This is a genomic window from Roseibium sp. HPY-6 (assembly GCF_040530035.1).
Classification (GTDB): domain Bacteria; phylum Pseudomonadota; class Alphaproteobacteria; order Rhizobiales; family Stappiaceae; genus Roseibium.
Map to the genome: position 1 here is coordinate 498182 of NZ_JBEWCD010000003.1, position 19434 is coordinate 517615.

Annotated in this window: 27 protein-coding genes; 17 read left to right on the top strand and 10 right to left on the bottom strand. The window is 56.6% G+C overall.

What is annotated here, in order from left to right:
* Positions 1-10: 10 nt before the first annotated feature.
* Complete coding sequence (locus ABVF61_RS28310) at positions 11-715, bottom strand: RT0821/Lpp0805 family surface protein (RefSeq protein ID WP_353996960.1); 705 nt, start codon at positions 713-715, stop codon at positions 11-13.
* Complete coding sequence (locus ABVF61_RS28315) at positions 712-1227, bottom strand: RNA polymerase sigma factor (protein ID WP_299479119.1); 516 nt, start codon at positions 1225-1227, stop codon at positions 712-714. The genes ABVF61_RS28310 and ABVF61_RS28315 overlap by 4 nt, the downstream gene beginning before the upstream one ends.
* A gap of 368 nt (positions 1228-1595) precedes the next feature.
* Between ABVF61_RS28315 and ABVF61_RS28320 the strand changes: the two genes are divergently transcribed.
* Positions 1596-1820 (top strand): hypothetical protein, encoded by a 225-nt coding sequence (locus ABVF61_RS28320; RefSeq protein ID WP_353996961.1) that lies wholly within the window; start codon positions 1596-1598, stop codon positions 1818-1820.
* A gap of 201 nt (positions 1821-2021) precedes the next feature.
* Positions 2022-2333, top strand: a complete 312-nt coding sequence (locus ABVF61_RS28325; RefSeq protein ID WP_353996962.1) for an RT0821/Lpp0805 family surface protein — start codon at positions 2022-2024, stop codon at positions 2331-2333.
* 5 nt (positions 2334-2338) lie between these two features.
* Here the strand turns inward: ABVF61_RS28325 and ABVF61_RS28330 are convergent, their stop codons facing one another.
* From ABVF61_RS28330 to ABVF61_RS28350, 5 genes are all read right to left on the bottom strand, one after another.
* Complete coding sequence (locus ABVF61_RS28330) at positions 2339-3031, bottom strand: rhomboid family intramembrane serine protease (protein ID WP_353996963.1); 693 nt, start codon at positions 3029-3031, stop codon at positions 2339-2341.
* 35 nt (positions 3032-3066) lie between these two features.
* Positions 3067-3642, bottom strand: a complete 576-nt coding sequence (locus tag ABVF61_RS28335; RefSeq protein WP_353996964.1) for a cob(I)yrinic acid a,c-diamide adenosyltransferase — start codon at positions 3640-3642, stop codon at positions 3067-3069.
* A gap of 33 nt (positions 3643-3675) precedes the next feature.
* A complete protein-coding gene (locus ABVF61_RS28340; RefSeq protein WP_353996965.1) occupies positions 3676-3873 on the bottom strand; it encodes a twin transmembrane helix small protein in 198 nt (65 codons plus the stop codon).
* Positions 3874-3919: 46 nt separating this feature from the next.
* On the bottom strand, positions 3920-4792 hold the full coding sequence (locus ABVF61_RS28345; protein ID WP_353996966.1) for an SDR family NAD(P)-dependent oxidoreductase: 873 nt from the start codon (positions 4790-4792) through the stop codon (positions 3920-3922).
* A gap of 68 nt (positions 4793-4860) precedes the next feature.
* A complete protein-coding gene (locus tag ABVF61_RS28350; protein WP_502950035.1) occupies positions 4861-6072 on the bottom strand; it encodes a ubiquinone biosynthesis hydroxylase in 1212 nt (403 codons plus the stop codon).
* Between the two features lie 158 nt (positions 6073-6230).
* Between ABVF61_RS28350 and tesB the strand changes: the two genes are divergently transcribed.
* Entirely contained in the window at positions 6231-7097 is an 867-nt protein-coding gene (gene tesB, locus ABVF61_RS28355) for an acyl-CoA thioesterase II (protein WP_353996968.1), read from the top strand.
* 36 nt (positions 7098-7133) lie between these two features.
* Here tesB and ABVF61_RS28360 read toward each other — a convergent pair whose 3' ends face one another.
* Positions 7134-8336 (bottom strand): CobW family GTP-binding protein, encoded by a 1203-nt coding sequence (locus ABVF61_RS28360; RefSeq protein WP_353996969.1) that lies wholly within the window; start codon positions 8334-8336, stop codon positions 7134-7136.
* A gap of 214 nt (positions 8337-8550) precedes the next feature.
* Between ABVF61_RS28360 and ABVF61_RS28365 the strand changes: the two genes are divergently transcribed.
* Together ABVF61_RS28365 and map are read left to right on the top strand one after the other, a co-directional pair.
* Positions 8551-8757 (top strand): ParD-like family protein, encoded by a 207-nt coding sequence (locus ABVF61_RS28365; protein WP_353996970.1) that lies wholly within the window; start codon positions 8551-8553, stop codon positions 8755-8757.
* Between the two features lies 1 nt (position 8758).
* Entirely contained in the window at positions 8759-9526 is a 768-nt protein-coding gene (gene map / locus ABVF61_RS28370) for a type I methionyl aminopeptidase (RefSeq protein WP_353996971.1), read from the top strand.
* On the opposite strand, the gene ABVF61_RS28375 is transcribed toward map, so the two are convergent.
* A complete protein-coding gene (locus tag ABVF61_RS28375; RefSeq protein WP_353996972.1) occupies positions 9523-9813 on the bottom strand; it encodes a hypothetical protein in 291 nt (96 codons plus the stop codon). The genes map and ABVF61_RS28375 overlap by 4 nt on opposite strands.
* Before the next feature lie 187 nt (positions 9814-10000).
* Positions 10001-11404, bottom strand: a complete 1404-nt coding sequence (locus tag ABVF61_RS28380; RefSeq protein WP_502950025.1) for a D-alanyl-D-alanine carboxypeptidase family protein — start codon at positions 11402-11404, stop codon at positions 10001-10003.
* A 366-nt stretch (positions 11405-11770) separates the two neighbouring features.
* Here ABVF61_RS28380 and ABVF61_RS28385 point away from each other — a divergent pair, with 366 nt between their 5' ends.
* The 12 genes from ABVF61_RS28385 (at position 11771) to ABVF61_RS28440 (ending at position 19252) form a co-directional block, all read left to right on the top strand.
* Positions 11771-12625, top strand: a complete 855-nt coding sequence (locus ABVF61_RS28385; RefSeq protein WP_353996974.1) for an urease accessory protein UreD — start codon at positions 11771-11773, stop codon at positions 12623-12625.
* 15 nt (positions 12626-12640) lie between these two features.
* A complete protein-coding gene (locus ABVF61_RS28390) occupies positions 12641-12943 on the top strand; it encodes an urease subunit gamma (protein ID WP_353996975.1) in 303 nt (100 codons plus the stop codon).
* A 33-nt stretch (positions 12944-12976) separates the two neighbouring features.
* Positions 12977-13282, top strand: coding sequence for an urease subunit beta (locus ABVF61_RS28395; RefSeq protein WP_353996976.1), 306 nt, complete (start codon positions 12977-12979; stop codon positions 13280-13282).
* Positions 13279-13704 (top strand): lysozyme inhibitor LprI family protein, encoded by a 426-nt coding sequence (locus tag ABVF61_RS28400; protein ID WP_353996977.1) that lies wholly within the window; start codon positions 13279-13281, stop codon positions 13702-13704. Before ABVF61_RS28395 ends, ABVF61_RS28400 begins: the two co-directional genes overlap by 4 nt.
* The gene (locus ABVF61_RS28405; protein ID WP_353996978.1) at positions 13704-14114 is read left to right on the top strand and encodes a lysozyme inhibitor LprI family protein; all 411 of its coding nucleotides are present in this window, start codon (positions 13704-13706) and stop codon (positions 14112-14114) included. The genes ABVF61_RS28400 and ABVF61_RS28405 overlap by 1 nt, the downstream gene beginning before the upstream one ends.
* Positions 14115-14141: 27 nt before the next feature.
* Positions 14142-14603 (top strand): hypothetical protein, encoded by a 462-nt coding sequence (locus tag ABVF61_RS28410; RefSeq protein ID WP_353996979.1) that lies wholly within the window; start codon positions 14142-14144, stop codon positions 14601-14603.
* Positions 14604-14606: 3 nt separating this feature from the next.
* Positions 14607-16319, top strand: coding sequence for an urease subunit alpha (gene ureC, locus ABVF61_RS28415; protein ID WP_353996980.1), 1713 nt, complete (start codon positions 14607-14609; stop codon positions 16317-16319).
* Between the two features lie 30 nt (positions 16320-16349).
* The gene (locus ABVF61_RS28420) at positions 16350-16955 is read left to right on the top strand and encodes a glutathione S-transferase family protein (RefSeq protein WP_353996981.1); all 606 of its coding nucleotides are present in this window, start codon (positions 16350-16352) and stop codon (positions 16953-16955) included.
* Complete coding sequence (locus tag ABVF61_RS28425; RefSeq protein ID WP_353996982.1) at positions 16952-17437, top strand: urease accessory protein UreE; 486 nt, start codon at positions 16952-16954, stop codon at positions 17435-17437. Before ABVF61_RS28420 ends, ABVF61_RS28425 begins: the two co-directional genes overlap by 4 nt.
* Positions 17403-18140, top strand: a complete 738-nt coding sequence (locus ABVF61_RS28430) for an urease accessory protein UreF (RefSeq protein ID WP_353996983.1) — start codon at positions 17403-17405, stop codon at positions 18138-18140. The genes ABVF61_RS28425 and ABVF61_RS28430 overlap by 35 nt, the downstream gene beginning before the upstream one ends.
* A complete protein-coding gene (ureG, locus tag ABVF61_RS28435; protein WP_353996984.1) occupies positions 18137-18763 on the top strand; it encodes an urease accessory protein UreG in 627 nt (208 codons plus the stop codon). Before ABVF61_RS28430 ends, ureG begins: the two co-directional genes overlap by 4 nt.
* 87 nt (positions 18764-18850) lie before the next feature.
* Positions 18851-19252 carry a DUF1761 domain-containing protein gene (locus ABVF61_RS28440; protein ID WP_353996985.1) on the top strand — a complete coding sequence of 134 codons (402 nt, stop codon included), beginning with the start codon at positions 18851-18853 and terminating at the stop codon, positions 19250-19252.
* The last annotated feature ends 182 nt before the right edge of the window (positions 19253-19434 follow it).

Here is a 19434-nt window from a genome sequence, read left to right on the forward strand (position 1 = left end):
AGAAACCGGGTCAGATGCCAGCCTCATCGGTACGCGGAGAGAATTTGTCCGAAACAGGCTCGGCAAACACAGTTGTCCAGGTGCCGTTTTCGTCTCTGCAAGCAGTCCCTTGAATGGTCAGATCAAGACCGCCGAATGTCGTTTGGCGTACATACTCACGGCACCAGTGTCCACTCTTGCTTTTGTAGGTCTTGATTGGGGTGAGGACATCTGTCCAGGCGCCTTCCTGCCCGATATAGACCGGCTCGCCGCTGACCCGCGTTTCAAGTGCCTCCTGGACAGTCTGCGCAAGCAGGATCCGTTCCGTTTCCATGTGCGCTGCCAGAGATGCGACCGCATTATCCATGCGTGATTGCATCCAGAATGCAGTAAACAGAAACGTGCACGCCACCATCACGACGCTTGCTGCGATCTGTACCATCGGACTTGACCAGAATGGTTGAGACCGTGGAAGCGGAACCACGTCGCGTTTTTCGAATTCCTGATCGATGATATCGCGGAAACGCGCCATGCTCGCTTCCGGAACATCGGCCGGTATCGCGCTTTGCAAAAGCGCATTGTCTTCTGCCAGAGCGCGCATGAGGCCCGCGCCTCCGTCCGATCCGTCAATTTCCTTCTGCAGGTCACCGCGCTCCTCAGAGCTCGCTTCCCCGTCAAGGATCTTGCCGATACTTTCCGCCAACACTACCTGTTCGCGCTTTTCGTGAAACGTCATGACACACCTCCTGGCATGCTGCGTAATGTAACCCCGGTCGAAGCGTTGTTCGCTTCAAGAAATTCTCTCAGTTTCAGGCGGGCCCTGGCCAAACGGCTGGTCACCGTCCCGATCGGAACGCCCAATTCTGCGGCAACATCCTTATAACTTTGCCCCTCAATAGCGATTTTCAGCAGAACCTCACGATTGTCCTCCTCAAGCTGCCCTATGAAAGACTGAACTTTCTGCAACTCGAGACTGCTGGCAGCCGCCTTTGCGCCGTCATAACTTTCTTCAAAATCCATCATTGCCAAGTCAAACAAACGGGCCCGATTGGCGCCGTCCCTCACAGAATTAAAATAAAGATTCTGCAGGATACGAAACATCCAACTGTCGAGACGGGTTGCAGGATCGAACTGGTCCAATGACCGGATCGCACGCTCGCACGTCGTCTGCACCAAATCATCCGCCTGATCCGGATTTCGGCACAATCTAAGCGCAAAACTCCTCAACTTCGGGAGCAAACGGATCATCTCCGTTTTCAGTGCTTCATCAGACAAGAAGTTCTCCGCAAAACCGCTCTCAGAGGAACAACACGCAAACTGATCTTTCAATCCCGACTTTTTTTGATTTATGTTGCGGAAGAAGTGAGAACGCCGCGTGTTGTGTGTGCGAGAGGAATAGTCCACTCCTGTGCGAAGACAAAATAACAAATTGCCGAAAAGCTGGAAACGAATGAAACACGCTCGTCAGAATTCATTGCAAGACCGCCTCTCTGCGATGTTCCGCGTTCTGCCGAGCGTTGCGGCCTCGGCGTTGGTGTTCTCTTTTGTCTTCTTTAGCCCCTTGTTTGACATGAAAGACACCATCGCCGCGGCTGCGCAATCCGGAGATGGTGGTGGTGGCAGCTCCGGCGGCGGAAAAGGCGGAGGTGGCTCCGGTGGGGGATCAGGAGGCGGTTCAGGTGGTGGTTCAGGCGGAGGTAACGCAGGTGGCGGCTCCGGTGGGGGCGGTGAAAGCTCTGCTGACGAAAGGCGCAAAGAGGCGCAAAGACAGGCTCAATCAAATTCCGGTGGAAATTCAAAACAATCTGCCTCAGAAAAGTCTAGATCTGACGGTCTGGTAGATCGTATCTTTGGGGGCCCCCAGTTCAGGGGCGACAGTGAGCCTTCCGGCGGTGCTTTATCCAGAAGCCAAGAAAGGGAGGCTATTCAGAACGGCTGGCGTTAGATCCAAGAGGCGGGATCAATTGCGAAATAATGGTAATTTGCTCCCGGCAAGGGTCGTGCTTGCGGTAGCGTGTTTGGCGGCAACACCTTCTTGTACAATGATCTCCGCTCAGGAGAAAACAGAGCCGCTTGTCCCAACCGTCTCGACCACGTTGCAGACGTCTGACAAAACAATCGCCAATGAAAAGCTTCAAACCGCGCTTGAAAAGTCTCTTTCAGGCGAAGCGACACGCTGGCAAAATCCTCAAAGCGGTGTCAAAGGTTCGGTAACTCCCCTTAAAACCTGGAAGACATCGGAAGGAACCTATTGCCGTTCCTACACGGAACGCATTGTGCTCGCGTCCGGAAAGTCCCTGAACCGCGAAGGCGTGGCCTGCCGCACCGGAAATGCGGTCTGGAAATCCGCCTGACTTCCCTAGCCAAGGTCTCTGTCAAACAGCGGCACACCTTTGCGCCTGAAAAACAGAACCAGAATCGCCCCGGCAGCCAGGCCGCCGACATGGGCGATCCAGGCAACCTGACTCTCCGGAAAAGCAAAAGCGTTGTAGATCTGATAAAGAACCCAGGCGCCGAGCAACCATTGAGCGCTCAGGCGTAGGGGTATTCGTCCCAGGGCCAAAACCCAGACCTTCACCTTGGGATGAAGCATTAGGTAGGCCGCAACCACGCCCGAAACGGCACCAGAGGCACCAATCAGCGGCATATCCGAATCCAGATCGAGGAGCGCATAGGCCAATCCAGAGACGATCGCACAAATAATGTAGAAAGCGAGGTAGCGGCTATGCCCCATCGCGTCTTCAACATTGTCGCCAAACACCCATAAAAACAGCATGTTGCCAATCAGATGCATGAAATTGCCATGCAGAAAGGCATAAGTGACCAAGGACATCCAGTCCGGCAGAACCTGAAACTGCGGCGCGAGGTCACGGATATCGAACAGGACAACCGGAATCAGCCCGTGTGAAATCGACGACGCGTTGACCGTCTGGTAATTGCCCGCATCCTGAAGAACAAGAAAGACAATCACGTTCACCGCGATGATTGCCAGGTTCACATAAGGACGCGGAACATGGTCCAGCTGATTTTGATCGTGAAGCGGAATGAACATGCCGCTGTTAAGCTCCCGCGGACATCAACATCGACCTACCGATTCTTGCCAGGGACCCAGAGAACGTCTTTCTCACCCTTGTCATTCAGGTAACGCGAGGCCACGAAGAAGTAGTCCGAAAGGCGGTTCATGTAGCGTACAGCTGCCGGATTGATGTTTTCCACAGAAGAAAGTTCGACCATCAATCGCTCGGCGCGGCGCGAAACCGTCCGGGCAAGATGAAGATAGGTGGACGCGGCACTTCCCCCCGGTAAAACAAAGGATCTGAGCGGAGAAAGATCGGAATTCAGATCATCAATGGCTGCCTCGATCGCAGTCACCTGGCTGTCAGTGATGCGAAGCGGTTCATAGCCAAGATCCTGATCCGTCTCCGGGGTCGCCAGATCAGCACCGAGATCAAAAAGATCGTTTTGAATGCGATTGAGCACACTGTCGATACCAGTTTCAGATTCGGCGACGTGAAGCCTCACCAGACCAACCACGGCGTTGGTTTCATCGACTGTTCCATACGCCTCTATCCGAAGATCGTTTTTCGGGCGCCGTTCCCCGGTTCCCAGAGCGGTCGTGCCATCATCACCGGTCTTTGTATAAATCTTGTTCAGAACAACCATTACGTCCCATTCCCTCGCGTCTGCGCTGTCGTTTCAGTGGCCCGAACCGAAAAAGTAGAGCCCGCCCATGACAAGGACAACAACAAGAAACTGTAATCCCACCCGCCAGCGCATCAGCATTTGCGATCGGTTTGCAGGGCCGTTTCTGAACATGTTCCAGATACCGAGCAACAGTACGATCGCGACGGCGGCCATGCCGATTGGAATAAGAATATTGAAGAATTCCGCCATTTCGTTTCCTTACCGAGCCACTCAAATAAGTGCCTTTTGCCCTTTGTTATTCTTCCGCATCCGCGGCCCTGATACAGACTGTGTCGAGAAGTCCCGTTGGAAGCATGCGCTTGGCGACCGCCATCAAAGTCGTTGGGACCGTCACATGATATCGCGCTTTTGGCCGTTTGGCTTCGACAGCATGGATGAGCCGTTTGACGACGGCGCTGGCCGGCAGCTTGAAAGGACCCGGTTCTCCGGATTCCATGCGCACGCGCCGTTTTTTGTAAGTCTCCGCAAAAACGGAGGAATTTAGCCCCTTTTCACCAATCCAGCGGTCGAAATTGGCAAGCGTATTCTCCGTAAACCGGGTGTCTATCGGGCCCGGTTCAATCAGCGAGACATGCAGTCCGCTGCCCTTCAATTCCTGCCGCAACGTGTCCGTATACGCCTCGACCGCGAATTTGGATGCTGTATAAGCCCCACGGAATTTGAGCGCAACAATACCCAGTACCGAAGAACATTGAACAATGCGTCCGGCACGATTCGCGCGCATTGACGGGATGATCTGGCGCGTCAGATCGTGCCAGCCGATAAAGTTGGCCTCGAACAAGGCTCTCATTGCATCGGTTGGTATGTCTTCGAGAGCTCCAGGCACCGCATAGGCCCCGTTGTTGAACACTGCATCCAGTCTGCCCTCCGTAAGGCTCAGCACAGCATCGACAGTCGCCCGGATACTCGCAGGATCCTCATAATCAAGCCGAAGCGCCTCGAAGCCCTGAGCCGCTAGCCTGTCTATATCTTCCTGTTTTCTCGCCGTCGGAAAAACCCGCCAATTGCGTCCGCGTAGAATATGTGCCGCCTCAGCGCCAATGCCCGATGAGCATCCTGTAATCAGAATGGAGCGGGGCGCAGTATAACCCTCTGGCAAATCATTCATTCAGCGCAGATCCAATCGCTTAAAAACCAAAACGGGCGGCATGGCCGCCGCTGGCAATTCAAGTCCTATCAGATTGGCTCACCGGAAAGCAATTTTGGAACGGGGCCGGCGAAACCGGCAGCTTCCTTGATGAATTGGTTTTTCAAACGCGGCATTCGGTCAACCAGCCCGAGACCCAGATCCCTGACGGCGCGCAGCATGTCATTGTCGTTTGAAAAGAGGCGGTTCAATACGTCCGTCACCACGCCCATCTGGAATGTGTCGAACCTCCGCCAGCGCTGATATCTCTCAAGAACATCGAAACCGCCGATATCCTGGCCGAGGCGGCGCGCGTCGACCAGAACTTCCGCCAGTGCCGCAACATCCTTGAAGCCCAGATTGAGGCCCTGACCCGCAATCGGGTGAATTCCGTGGGCGGCGTCTCCGATCAGCGCAAATCGCGGCTTCACGAAATCGCGTGCGAGTTTCAATCCGAGCGGATAGGCGCGTCTCGGACCCTCGACCGCCAATTTGCCGAGGTGGTGCCCGAAGCGCCGTTCCAGCTCAAGTTCGAAGGTGAATTCGTCGGAACGCACCAGCCGCTCCGCGTCTGCCGTTTTTTCAGTCCACACGAGCGACGACCGATTGCCGGGCAGCGGCAGGATAGCGAATGGGCCGGCCGGCAGAAAATGTTCTTCGGCCCGGCCGTTATGCGGCCGCTCATGTTTGACGGTCGTTACGATCCCCGACTGGCCGTAGTCCCAGTTCACTGTCCGGATTCCGGCAAGATCGCGCAATTTGGACCGGACACCATCTGCAGCAACCAGCACTCGGCCTTTCAGGGTTGTGCCGTCCTGAAGTTCAAGCTCGGAATGATCAGCAAGTGTGCGGAAGGTTTCAGCCATTCCAGGCGCAAAGAACGCAACATCCAGTACCCTTGCGGCTTCATAAAGTGCAGGCATCATGACGCCGTTCGGCATCATATGCGCGAACGGTTCGCCTTCGGTCGCTTCGCCGTCAAAGGTCAAAAACACCGAGCGCACCGCGTCCCGCAATTTGCTGTCCGTGACAATCATTTCGTTGATAGGCTGGGCTTCATTCGCAATCTTCTCCCAGATTCCCAACTGGGTCAGCATGCGTGAAGCCGCGGCAGCTATGGCCGATGCGCGCGGATCCTTGTGCAGCTGATCCATCGGTTTCGGATCGATAACCGCACACTTGAGACCGGGATCGCCCTGCTTCAACGCAACCGCCAGCGAGAGCCCGACATAACCGCCTCCGGCTATCAGGAGGTCGTACATCTCTGCCTTTTCCTTTTTCTTCGTCACAGCAATTCTCCCGGCCTTCAGCTTCCCCAAAGGCATCTTGACTTTAACGTCATGTCCCGTCCAAGAGTGCGCATCCGTTTCGTTATTTCCAGCAGCGACCCGCGCTGCTTCATGTAGCAGGGAACACACCGATGAACACGGCCGTCGACAATCTTCTTCAGATACTTGACCTGGAGCCGCTGGAAAGCAATCTGTTCCGTGGTCGCAGCCCTCAAGTCGGGTGGCAACGCGTTTTCGGTGGCCAGGTCATCGGCCAGGCGCTTGTGGCCGCTTCGAGGACAGTTGTCGAAGAGCGCCACATTCACTCGCTTCACGGCTATTTTCTCCGCCCCGGCGACCCGCAAGTACCGATCATATACGAAGTCGACCGGATCAGGGACGGGGGCAGTTTCACCACGCGCAGAGTTGTCGCCATTCAGCACGGCGAAGCGATTTTTTCCATGTCGGCGTCCTTTCAGCTGCGGGAACAGGGACTTGAACATCAGATGGACATGCCGGACGTTCCAAAGCCGGATGAATTGCCGAGCGATCAGGAATTGAAGGACAAGTTTCTTGCGGTCGCGCCGGAAAACGTCCGGCGCTACTGGGAGCGCGAGCGGCCGATCGAAATGCGCCCCGTTGAGCTGACGCACTACTTCAGCAAGAAACCTCTGCCGCCGAAACAATATGTCTGGGTGCGCGCGACAGGCAGGCTTCCCGATGACGAACGCATTCATCAGTGCGTGCTCGCCTATGCATCGGACATGACACTGCTCGACACGTCGCTTTTCCCGCATGGAACGTCCGTATTCAGTCCGAAGATCCAAGCGGCCAGCCTCGATCACGCCATGTGGTTTCATCATCCGTTCCGCGCCGATGAATGGCTGCTTTACGCTACCGACAGTGTCTCTTCGTCCGGTTCGCGCGGCTTGAACCGCGGCTCGCTGTTCACGATGGAAGGCAAACTTGTTGCCTCCACAGCCCAGGAAGGCCTGATCAGACTGCGCAAGAAGGACTGACACGCCCCTTCAATCTCCGGCAAAGGACCCGGCAGCTCAGCGTATCGGGCTTGTGAACCCGGAGACCGCCAGCGGGTTGTCCGTCAGGACCTTTGGATCCGGCGTATCGGGAAGCAGGGCACCTGAAAAAGCCTCGAACATTTTCCTCACGAACCCTTCCGGCAGGTCTTTTGTTATGAACACCATGCGAGTCCGCTTGTCGGCATCCGGCCAGGCATCCAGCGTTGCCGGCGGATGAAACACATGTTGCACGCCGTGAATGACAACCGGTCTTTCCGGATCTTCCGCCAGTTGCACGATGCCTTTCACCCGAAGCAGCTTCGGGCCATGCGCCGAGCGCAGCAGATCGAGAAACATTTCCAGCGCGGAAGCGGAAACCGGCCGATCGGTGGCAAGCGTGAAGGCGCGTATTGCCTCACTGTGCCGATTGACATCATGTGAGTGCCCGTGGCCGTCATCGTGATGATGGTGGTGGTGCCCGTGCCCGTGAGCATGTGAATGATCATGATCATGCGCCGTCTCGGCAAAGGCTTCCTCATTCAACCAGGTCGCCACATCCGGTATCTTGCTCTTCGGGTCATAAAGCCCGGCATTGAATAGTCGATCTGGTTGGGCTTCACCTGACTGCACATTCAGTCGCTGAGCGCCCGGGTTCAGGCCTTTCAGCCGATGTTGCAGAGCTTCAAATTCTGCATGATCCTGCTCTTTTTCAAGCAAATCCGTTTTCGTTAGCACGATCCGGTCGGCAACAGCCGCCTGTTTACGCGCCTCTTCGTGTTGATCGAGTGTTGAACGGCCATTGATTGCGTCAATCAGGGTGACCACGCTGTCGAGACGGTATCTCATCACGAGATAGGGATGCAGCATGATGGTATGGAGGATCGGCGCGGGATCGGCGAGACCGGTGGTTTCAATGATCACTCGATCAAGACGTTCAGTGCGGCCGTTGTCCAGATGACGCAGCAGGTTCTCAAGTGTCGTCACCAGGTCACCCCGGATCGTGCAGCAAAGGCATCCGGAAGAAAGCTCGACGATCCCTTCTCCTGCCTGCTCGACAAAGAGGTGATCCAGGCCGATTTCACCAAATTCGTTGATGATGACCGCAGTGTTGGCCATCGCCGGATCCTTCAGGATCTCGTTTAACAAGGTGGTTTTTCCCGATCCGAGAAAGCCAGTCAGAACCGACAAGGGAATGGGAGGTTTGGGGCCTTTTTTTCCGGAGGGACCGGGGGAAACCATGAAACGCGTCTCCTTTGAATACCATCCCGCAGTGTTTCCAATCACTTGGCGGGAGCAGCCAAGGCACCTCGCGGTGTTTGGCTGCCGAACCGCTATCACTTTTTCGGCTTTGCGGTAAAGGGGAAATGTAATGACATAACGCGGTCCTGATGCATATTGAACCTGCTAGACGAATCGTATATAAAACATATATGTTCTGTATATGGAGAATGCCATGGGCATCGTAAAGATCGGGGAAGACCTGCACGACGATATCCGCCGCGCCAGCACAGTCATGTGCAGGTCCATCAATGCGCAGGCCGAGTTCTGGATGAAAATCGGCATGCTGGCCGAGGCGAACCCGACACTCTCATTCAGCGAGATCATCAAGATGCAGCTGAAAGCCGCCGACATTCCGCATCAAGACAAAACGGCCGCCTGACGTGGTAAAGACCCCTGACGAGCTGGCGCTGATGCGTGTCTCAGGAAAGTTGCTGGCATCCGTCTTCGAACAGCTGGATACGATGGATCTCAGAGGCTTTTCGACACTGGAGGTCAACAACCTGGTAGAGCGCTTTATCACAGGCACTCTGGACGCGCGCCCGGCGAGCAAAGGGCAATACGGCTTCGAATATGTCCTGAACAGCTCGATTAACGACGTCGTCTGTCACGGTGTCCCCGGTCGGACTGCGATTATCCGAGACGGCGACATTATCAACCTCGATATCACGCTCGAAAAGAACGGCTTCATTGCCGATTCGAGCAAGACATACATTGTTGGAAACGCGTCGCCGGCCGCAAGACGGCTAGTACGCGTCGCGTACCGCGCGCTCTGGAAGGGCATCGAGGCGGTGCGGCCGGGCGCTCATCTGGGCGATGTCGGCTTTGCGATCGAAAAACACGCGAAACGGAATGGATATTCTGTCGTTCGCGATTATTGCGGACATGGCATAGGCCGTGAAATGCACGAAGAGCCTAAAGTCCTCAATTTTGGACGCCGCGGCGCGGGGTTGAAGTTGCGCGAAGGCATGGTCTTCACAATCGAGCCAATGATCAATCAGGGGACACGTAAGGTCACCACAGCGGACGATGGCTGGGAAGTCCTGACAGGCGATGGAAAGCTGTCCGCTCAATTTGAGCACACGATTGCCGTCACTGATATCGGCGCAGAGGTCCTTACCCTGCGAAACGATGAATCAGCCATAGGTTAGCTGGCGTTCAGAATACTCTCTTCCTCGGTTTCACCATCCACAGGGTCGTCCTGTGTGTCGCTGTCCGCGGAGAGATCCATCGGGGTCAGGTCCTGAGCGAGATCCGATTCCTCGAAATCTTCGTCATCCATCTCATCGGTATCGATGACGAGACGCACGGCTTCGGCGGCTTTGCGAAGGGTGGCAATCACTTCATCCACGGATGCCCCCTCTTCAAGCTGATCTGCAGAGAGTTCAGCGAGGCTTGCAAGCGCCCGGATAGTGGCTGTCGATCTCGGTTCAATCATGATGCGATCTCTCGATCTCTCTTGTGTCCGCTCGCCCTTCTCAACGATGCCCATCCAATGCCATGTGAGCAGTCACGATGGCGGGCCTCGTCGGATAAATGCTTACCGCAGTGTTAAGGACTAGCGTAAATAAACGGTTAACCGCCTGTTCACGTTCGATCAAAAGCCCCTAAACCCTTGAACAGGCTCACTTGCGGGGGCTGGGCGTTGGGACAGGTACCGTAAAATCGAGGCCTTTGCGGAATATCGAGCCGGGTGCCGCCTGCGTGGAGGCGTCAGCCGTTGCCTGCGGAATCGCGGCCGCCGAAGCTTGCGAAATCGCGCCGGAACTGCTGCCTTGCGCCGTATTTTGCAGTTTCTCTCGAATTTGCGTTTGAGCACGTCGAACCGGATTGGCGGACGGCACCGGAATGTCGCTGGCGGGTATTCCCGCTCCCGCAACAGATCCGGACGCCTTCGGCGAGCCGGTCGGGTTACCAAGACCAACCTGTAACGGGCGGTAAGCGACCCTGCGCGGCCCGAGGGTCCGGTCGAGAATTTTTGCCCAGTCAGGTTTGCCGTTTGCGAGCGTGAACCCGCTTTCATCGACTTTCTTCAGCTGTTTGTCGTTTGCACTTCTGAAAAACAGGAAACCACCGGAAGGTTCGTTTTTCATGTCGAAACGAGCCATATAAGCTTTGGCGCCAGGACTTCTGTTGCGGCGGCAGTAGCCATTTGCAGGCGGATTGCCGGAGGTTCCGGTCAGGCTGGCAACGTTTCTTCCTCCGCGGCGTTTCTTGAAACCCTTGTCGAAGAGCTGGCGCGCGAAAGCTGTCCTCTCCAGCCCGGATCCGGCGCCGAGGATAATCGCGATCAACGTGCGGCCGCGGCGGGAAACAGACGCTGCAACATTATAGCCGGAGTTGCAGATATATCCCGTTTTCATCCCGTTTGCGCCGGGAACCCGCAGCAGGAACTCCCGGTTTGCGGACCGCAGCGTCTTTTTGCCGAAACGAATCCCCGGATGATTGTAAAAATCCTTGGATTCCGGAAAGTCTTTACGCAGCGCCATCGCGAGGATGGCCATGTCCCGTGCCGTCGTGACCTGACCGTTGTCCGGCAATCCATGCGGATTTGTGAAACGCGTGTTGGTCATGCCAAGCCGTCTGGCTTCCGCATTCATCGCAGCGATAAACGCTGCCTCCGAACCGGAGACAGCTTCGCCCAGAGCCACTGCAACGTCATTTGCAGACTTGATCAGGATAATCTTCAGGGCCGTTTCGATGGTAAAGCGCGTCCCGACCTTGAAGCCCATTTTGCTGGGTGGTTCGGACAATGAGTTCTTTGATTGAACAACTGCCGATTTGAGCGTGGCACGTCCTTCGCGGATTGCCTTGAAGGTGACGTAGGCAGTCATCATCTTCGTCAGGGACGCCGGGTACCATTTTCGCGTGGCATTATTTTCTTCAAGAACATTGCCCGACTTGGCATCGATCAGGATGAAAGCCCCGATATCCGCGCGCGCAGGCTCGGGTCCCGGGCCCAGGACGAAGCCGAAAAGAACGATAAAAAAAACTGTCAGGCGGCCGATTGGGCTTGAAAACACGCGCATCCCTCGCTGGTCACACCGCTATAAAAACGCACACGGGTTAAGGACTGCTTGCCTTGTTGCTGTGCCTATAAAAAACCGGAACATGCCGCCAAGAGCAACCCCTTGTTGATGCTCGCAAGATGATTGTGATTTAAGCACTTGCTTATTTTTTGAACAATCGGCGCAGCATAGGCGAAGAACTCGGCAAATATGCCAGCATATTCCGCCTTGTTTCCGCCAAGCGCCGAAAAGATGCTTTTTTGGCCCGGCCCTTGCTAATATCGCCGGAAGAACGATCCGGGGTGCTGCAACCACGAGCCCGGTGACACAATGGGACCATCATACCGGCGGCACCAAGGCCGACGGAACCCCGGGGGCGGAAACAACATGTATGATGCTGCACCGGCATCAGATTTGAGTTTACAAGCCAAACCTCTGCAGCGTGTCAGAGGAGCCGCCCGCATCCGTTTCTCAAACCGCGCGGGGGCTACCCGGCTTGCGGACCTTTACCAGAAGGGCTCGGCGAAAGTCCGGATGCCGAGGATCTATGGTGGCGCGCCCACGGCTGTGCTGATCAACACGGCCGGCGGACTCACCGGTGGTGACGAATTGGAATACGACGTTGCAATCGGCGACGATGCACACGCGATTGTGACCAGCCAAACTGCCGAGCGCGCCTATCGCAGCAATGGCGGCTCGGCAAAAGTGACAGGGTCTCTGCGTGTCGGCGCGCGAGCGACACTTGAATGGCTTCCTCAGGAAACGCTGCTCTTCGACCGGTCCAGCCTATCGCGAACCCTTAGAGCGGATCTTGCCCGGGACGCACGCTTGATGATGCTTGAGACCGTTGTTCTTGGGCGCACCGCGATGGGCGAGACCATCGAAAGGCTGTCCTTCAAGGACAGATGGCGCATCCGGCGGGCCGGTAAACTGGTTTTCGCCGACGACATTCGCATAGACGGCGTGCCCGAAGACATTCTGCGCGGCCCCGCTACGGCAGGGGGCGGCCATGTGTTTGCGACATTCGTCGATTGCGCGGCTGACGCCGGCGACCGACTGTCTCTTGCACGCACTGTGCTGGACGCTCTACCGTTGGGCGCGACGCGCTTCGCCGTCAGTTCCTGGAACGATCTGCTGGTGGCGCGCCTTGTATCGAGCGACGGTCGCGATTTGCGAAATACGTTGATTTCCTTTTTGACCGGATACCGTGCGGCTGACCTGCCGCGCGTCTGGTATTGTTAGCTTGGAGGACTTGTTGTGAACCTTACTCCCCGCGAGAAGGACAAACTGCTCATTTCAATGGCCGCCATGGTCGCACGCCGCAGACTGGAGCGGGGTGTCAAACTCAATCACCCCGAGGCGATCGCGCTGATCACGGATTTTGTCGTCGAAGGTGCGAGAGACGGCCGGTCAGTCGCGGATCTGATGGCCGCGGGCGCTACCGTTCTGACCCGCGAACAGGTCATGGAAGGCATCGCTGAAATGATCCACGACGTTCAGGTTGAGGCCACCTTCCCGGACGGGACAAAACTTGTCACTGTCCACGAGCCAATCCGATAATTTTCTCAATGCGCGTTGTTTCGGGAGACTGCGATGATACCCGGTGAAATCTTTCCTGCACACGGTGAAATCGAACTGAACGCCGGTCTTGAGACCGTAGAGCTTGATGTCTCCAACACCGGAGACAGGCCTGTTCAGGTCGGCAGCCATTATCACTTCGCTGAAACAAACGAAGGCCTTTCATTCGATCGCGAAAAAGCCAGGGGCATGCGCCTGGATATTCCGGCAGGGACCGCCGTGCGTTTCGAGCCTGGTCAGACAAGATCGGTAAAGCTCGTGCCTTATCGCGGCAACCGGACCGTCTACGGTTTCAATCAGAAGGTCATGGGCCAATTATGAATGCCACGGCCAAAGCGTCTTCAGCGCTTGCCGGAGCGACCCTCGCCATTCTGGTCGGGTCGCCTGTTCAGGCGCAGACCAGCGTCGACTGCAGCAATCCGGTCAGTCAGGTTGAGATGACCTATTGTGCTGAGCAGGACTGGATGGAAGCCGATGCGGCGCTGAACAAGGTCTACGGGCTTGCCATGGCCAAGATGCGCGAAACCGATGGCTACCTGCCCGACAATCTGAAGGGAGCGGCGGACGCCCTGCGCGATGCCCAGCGGGCCTGGATTCCCTATCGCGACAAGGCTTGCGCGGCATATGGTTATCTCGCTCGCGGCGGCACCTTGGAACCGCAGCTCATTTACGCGTGCCGCGCCGACCTGACGCGCGCCCGCGTCACTGAACTGGAAGACCTTGCCAGGGGGCTTGGAAACTGATGCGCCTCCAGCTTTGCGTCACGTTCCTTGTTAGCGTTCTTTCCGCGCCATTTGCGTCGGCGCAGGAGAACATCGATTGCGGTTATCCTCTCAACAACAACGAGCGCACCTATTGTGCCGAAAAAGCGCTCAAGGATGCCAATGCCAGCATGGAGGAAGCGTATGAAAAGCTTCATGCCAGGGTTGTTGCGATTGATGAAAACCTGCCTGAGCACCTTAAAGGCAGTCCCGCTGCGCTCGAAGAGGCACAATCCGCATGGATTTCTTTTCGCGAGAAAGACTGTGAAGCATACAGTTTTCCCTTCAAGGGCGGGACCCGCGGAAACGAACTCTACCGTAACTGCATGATCGTCATGACCATGCAGCGCACCGACGATTTGCAAGCAACGCTCGATGACTATGGTGAATAGAAACAACTGAAAGAGCAGACAAAATCCATGTTTCTTGTCATTTTGATCACTATTGCGGCGATGTTTGTCGGCGCTGCGATTTGCGCGGGCCTATTCACGACCTTCGCCAAGTCGCACGGGCTGCGCGTTGCCATGACCGGATTGGCTGTTGCGTTTGTCTTGCTCTTTGTTCCGCTCACGCAGGTCAAATTTGCAGGATTTCGAGGATTTCATTTTACCGCGTTCGCCGTATTGGCTTTGGCGCTGGCGTGCATATGGCGCAACACAAAGCGCCCGCTTCTGCTCGTTCTTCCGATCGCAACGATCTGCGCGCTCACTTACATCTGGTTCCAGTGGCCTGCGCTGTCGCCATCGCCTTTTCGCTCAGGAACTCCGGACGGGATTCCTGGAATGATTTTTGTAGTTTTCAATCTAGGAGGGGCAGCCATGTTGGCATTCATTCTCCTTGTCCAGTGCCACACCCCCTTGAAAGAAAAAACGGAGAAGTGAGACATGCCGTATAAAATGCCACGCGCCGCCTATGCGGACATGTTCGGGCCGACCACAGGCGACCGGCTGCGCCTTGCCGACACGGATCTCATCATCGAGGTGGAAAAGGATTTCACCACCTACGGCGAAGAGGTGAAATTCGGTGGCGGCAAGGTTATTCGCGATGGCATGGGCCAGTCACAGGCACCCCGGTCGGCAGGGGCGGTCGACACGGTGATTACGAACGCGCTGATTGTCGATCACTGGGGCATCGTTAAGGCGGATGTCGGATTGAAAGACGGCCGCATCGTCGGCATCGGCAAGGCAGGCAATCCGGATGTCCAGCCGGATGTCGACATTGTTGTCGGACCGGGCACAGAAGCCATCGCAGGCGAGGGCAAGATCCTGACCGCAGGCGCCCTCGACGTGCACATCCACTTCATCTGCCCGCAACAGATCGATGACGCGCTGATGTCCGGCGTTACCACGATGCTGGGCGGCGGCACCGGCCCGGCCACCGGCACCAACGCGACAACCTGTACGCCAGGCCCCTGGCACATCACGCGGATGCTTCAATCGGCGGACAGCTTTCCCATGAACCTCGCCTTCGCCGGCAAGGGCAATGCATCACTGCCGGCTGCGCTCGAGGAACAGATCATGGCAGGTGCGTCCGCCCTGAAACTGCACGAGGACTGGGGCACGACCCCGGCCGCCATCGATACCTGCCTGTCCGTCGCCGACGAATACGACGTTCAGGTGATGATCCACACTGACACGCTGAATGAATCCGGCTTTGTCGAAAACACCACGGCCTCGTTCAAGAACCGCACGATCCACGCCTTCCATACTGAAGGCGCAGGGGGTGGCCATGCCCCGGACATCATCAAGGTGTGCGGCGAGATGAACGTGCTGCCATCCTCGACCAATCCGACCCGGCCTTACACGGTGAACACGCTCGAAGAACATCTCGACATGTTGATGGTCTGCCACCACCTCGACAGTTCAATCCCGGAAGATGTCGCCTTCGCCGAAAGCCGCATTCGCAAGGAAACCATCGCCGCTGAAGACATCCTTCACGACATGGGTGCCTTTTCGATCATTGCCTCCGACAGCCAGGCGATGGGCCGTGTCGGAGAAGTGGTGATCAGAACGCTTCAGACCGCGCATAAAATGAAAGTCCAGCGCGGGCGTCTTCCGGAGGAAAGCGGCGACAATGACAATTTCCGTGTGAAACGCTACATGGCCAAGATGACCATCAACCCGGCCGTCGCACACGGGCTTGATCAGCATGTCGGATCGATCGAGATCGGCAAGCTCGCGGATCTCGTGCTCTGGGATCCGAAGTTTTTCGGCGTGAAACCGGACATGGTTCTGAAACTCGGTACGATCGCGGCGGCTCCCATGGGGGATCCGAATGCCTCGATCCCGACGCCCCAGCCCGTCCACTACCGTCCGATGTTCGGCGCATTCGGCAAGGCGATGACGGAAAGCCGCGTTACATTTGTCTCCCAGGCCGCCTGCGACACGGATATCAGTTCGAAGATCGGGCTCGACAGCCTTGTGCTGCCCGTGAAGAACGTGCGCGGCGGTATTTCCAAGAAATCCATGATCCTCAACGATGCGACACCCGACATCGAGGTTCATCCGGAGACCTATGAAGTGCGTGCCAACGGCGAGCTTCTGACCTGCGAACCGGCTGAGGTTCTCCCGATGGCGCAGCGCTATTTCCTGTTCTAAGGTCCGGACGAACAGTCGTTGGAAGAAAAAATGTACAAGATCATCGGATTTCCGCGCACCCGCGCAATGCGGGTGATGTGGCTACTGGAAGAACTGGGCGAGCCTTACGAAATCGATCCGGCCATGCCGCAATCCGAAACCGCGCGCACGCTCAATCCAAGCGGTAAGGTACCACTTCTTGCTGATGGAGACGGCGTCATCTCGGAGTCCGTCGCCATCTGCACCTACCTTGCCGACAAGCACGCGAAGTTTACGTTTCCAGCCGGTACAATCGAAAGGGCGACACAGGACAGCTTTACGCAATTTGGCGTGGATGTTCTGGAGGGTGCGCTTTGGACAGCGTCCAAGAACACCTTTATCCTTCCCGAAGATGTGCGCGTGCCAGAGATAAAAACAGTCTGCAACATGGAGTTCCAGCGTGGCCTGGACACCCTGAGGCAAAGACTGGGCGAGGGGCCCTATGTCATGGGTGAAACCTTCACGATCGCAGACATCATCATCGGTCATTGTTCCGGCTGGGCGGTTGCCGCCAAATTCGACTTGCCGAAGGAAGGACCGGTCTACGACTACTTCAAACGCCTTCGGAACCGGCCCGCGTTCCTGTCCATGAAGGCAAAGGTTGACGCAGCACAATGATCCGTGTTCGCACCATTCATGCAGCAAAAACCTGGAAGGGTGACCCGGCTGACCACATCACGCTGGATCGTGAAGACCGGTATCGCAGACGCGCGGTACTCACCGGCGCCGGCGGCCTGACATTTCTGCTGGACCAACCAAGCGCCGTTCATTTGCACCATGGCGACGGGCTTGAGCTGGAAAACGGAAAAATAGTCGAGGTCCTGGCTGAAGCAGAAGAGCTGGTGGAAATCGAGGCCGACAATACCGCGCATCTGGTCCGGATTGCCTGGCATCTCGGAAACCGCCATTTACCGACCCAATTGGCCGGTGCAGTGCTCCGAATTCGAAGAGATCACGTTATCGAAGACATGGTCGCCAAGCTCGGGGGGCGCCTGACCCCGGTTTCGGCTCCCTTTGATCCCGAAGGCGGCGCTTACGGTCACGGGCAAACTCACGGCCACGATCATGGCCACCACCATCACGGCCACAGCCATGACTGACCCATTGAACCCGGCGGCGCTTTACCGGCTGCTCACCTTTCTGTCTCCCGGGTTCCCGGTCGGCGCGTTCACTTACAGTCACGGCCTGGAACAGGTTGTCGATGAGGGCAATGTAACGAACCCCGCCGAGCTCGAAGCCTGGCTGAAAGACATCATATGTCATGGTGCCGGACGAACCGATGCGATCTTCTTGAGCGAAAGCTGCAAGGCAGCCCGCATCGGCGACCGCGAGGCGCTTGAAGACTTGAGGGAACTCGCGCTTGCCCTGCAGCCGTCGGGCGAGCGTTATCTTGAAGCCAGCGCACAGGGAACGGCATTCATGCGCACGGTCGAAAAGAGCTGGCTTCCACAAGACGGCGAGACGGCAGAGCTCTTTAAGGACCTGGTCAGCGGCGACAGGGACGCCTGGCCCTATCCGGTCGCGGTCGGTCTTGTCTGTTCAACTCATGATATTCCGGTACGGGCAGCCGTGGTGGCTTATCTTCAGGCCTTTTCCGCCAACATCGTCTCCGCAGCCATCCGCACGGTGCCGCTTGGGCAGAATGACGGGCAAATGGTGTTGGCAAAACTGGAGCCGGTGATCTTCGAAATCACCGAAGACGCATTGTCCTCCGGGATAGACGACCTCGGCAGCACCACCTTTCTGGCGGACATCGCCTCCATGGCACATGAAACTCAGTATTCGAGGCTCTTTCGTTCATGAACTCTCAAAACGGCCCCCTGCGTGTCGGTATTGGCGGTCCCGTCGGTGCCGGCAAGACCACACTGACCGATCGCCTTTGCAAGGCAATGCGTGACAGCTATTCACTGGCCGTAATCACCAACGACATCTACACAAGCGAAGATGCTGAGGCTCTGATGCGTTCGCAGGCGCTTTCGAGCGAGCGGATCCGTGGTGTGGAAACAGGCGGTTGCCCACATACCGCGATCCGTGAAGATGCTTCGATCAACCTGGCTGCGGTCGAGGATCTGACGAACGCAATTCCGGACCTCGATCTGATCCTTATTGAATCGGGCGGTGACAATCTCGCGGCAACCTTCTCGCCGGAGCTTGCCGACCTGACGATCTATGTCATCGACGTCGCCGCCGGAGAGGAAATCCCTCGAAAGGGCGGACCGGGCATCACGCGATCCGACCTTCTCGTCATCAACAAGACCGATCTCGCTCCCTATGTTGGCGCGGACCTTGGCGTGATGGACCGGGATGCAAAGAAGATGCGCAAAAACCGTCCTTTCGTCTTTGCCAATACAAAGGCGGGTGACGGGCTGGCGCCGGTCGTCGAATTCATCGTGGAAAAAGGCGGGCTCGAGATCCGCGCAGCTTGATTTGAGCCTTTCCCCAGCACAACCACAAGCTTGATCTTTCTTCCATTTGCTTCCACCCTACACCGTAAAAATGCGGAGGGCGGACCCATGATGTTTGATGGCGTGAATCTCATTGCGGTGGCGGCAGCTGCCGTAGCTTCCTTCATATTCGGATCGATCTGGTATGGCGTCCTCGGCAAGGCCTGGATGAAAGCCGCCGGGCTTACGGAAGATCAGACAAAGCCGGATCCGGTTGCGCTGGGTATTACATTTGTGTGCCAGCTGATCATGGCCTTCGTTTTCGCCGGCATCATCTATCACACCGGCGAAACCTCAATTCGGACCGGGATCATATCGGCGCTCATGGTCTGGGTAGGTATCGTCATGACGACACAGATCATCAACCACCGCTTTCAGGGCCGGCCGTGGAGCCTGACTTTTATCGACGGCGGGCACTGGCTGGGTGTTCTTCTCGCCCAGGCTATTGTGATCGGCTGGTTCGCTTCTTAGCAACCATTGGTCTGAGGGCTTAAGCCCAATTCACTACGTATTTGAACGCATTAGACCAAGGACTCGGCGACTAAAGCACTAAAGTTTGGTTCTGGACGCCCTGTAAGGTCATCAGCATAATGGCCCGCAGCAAACAAACCGGTGGGGGTGAGGATGTGGTAACCCCGCCGGCCATTATGGTT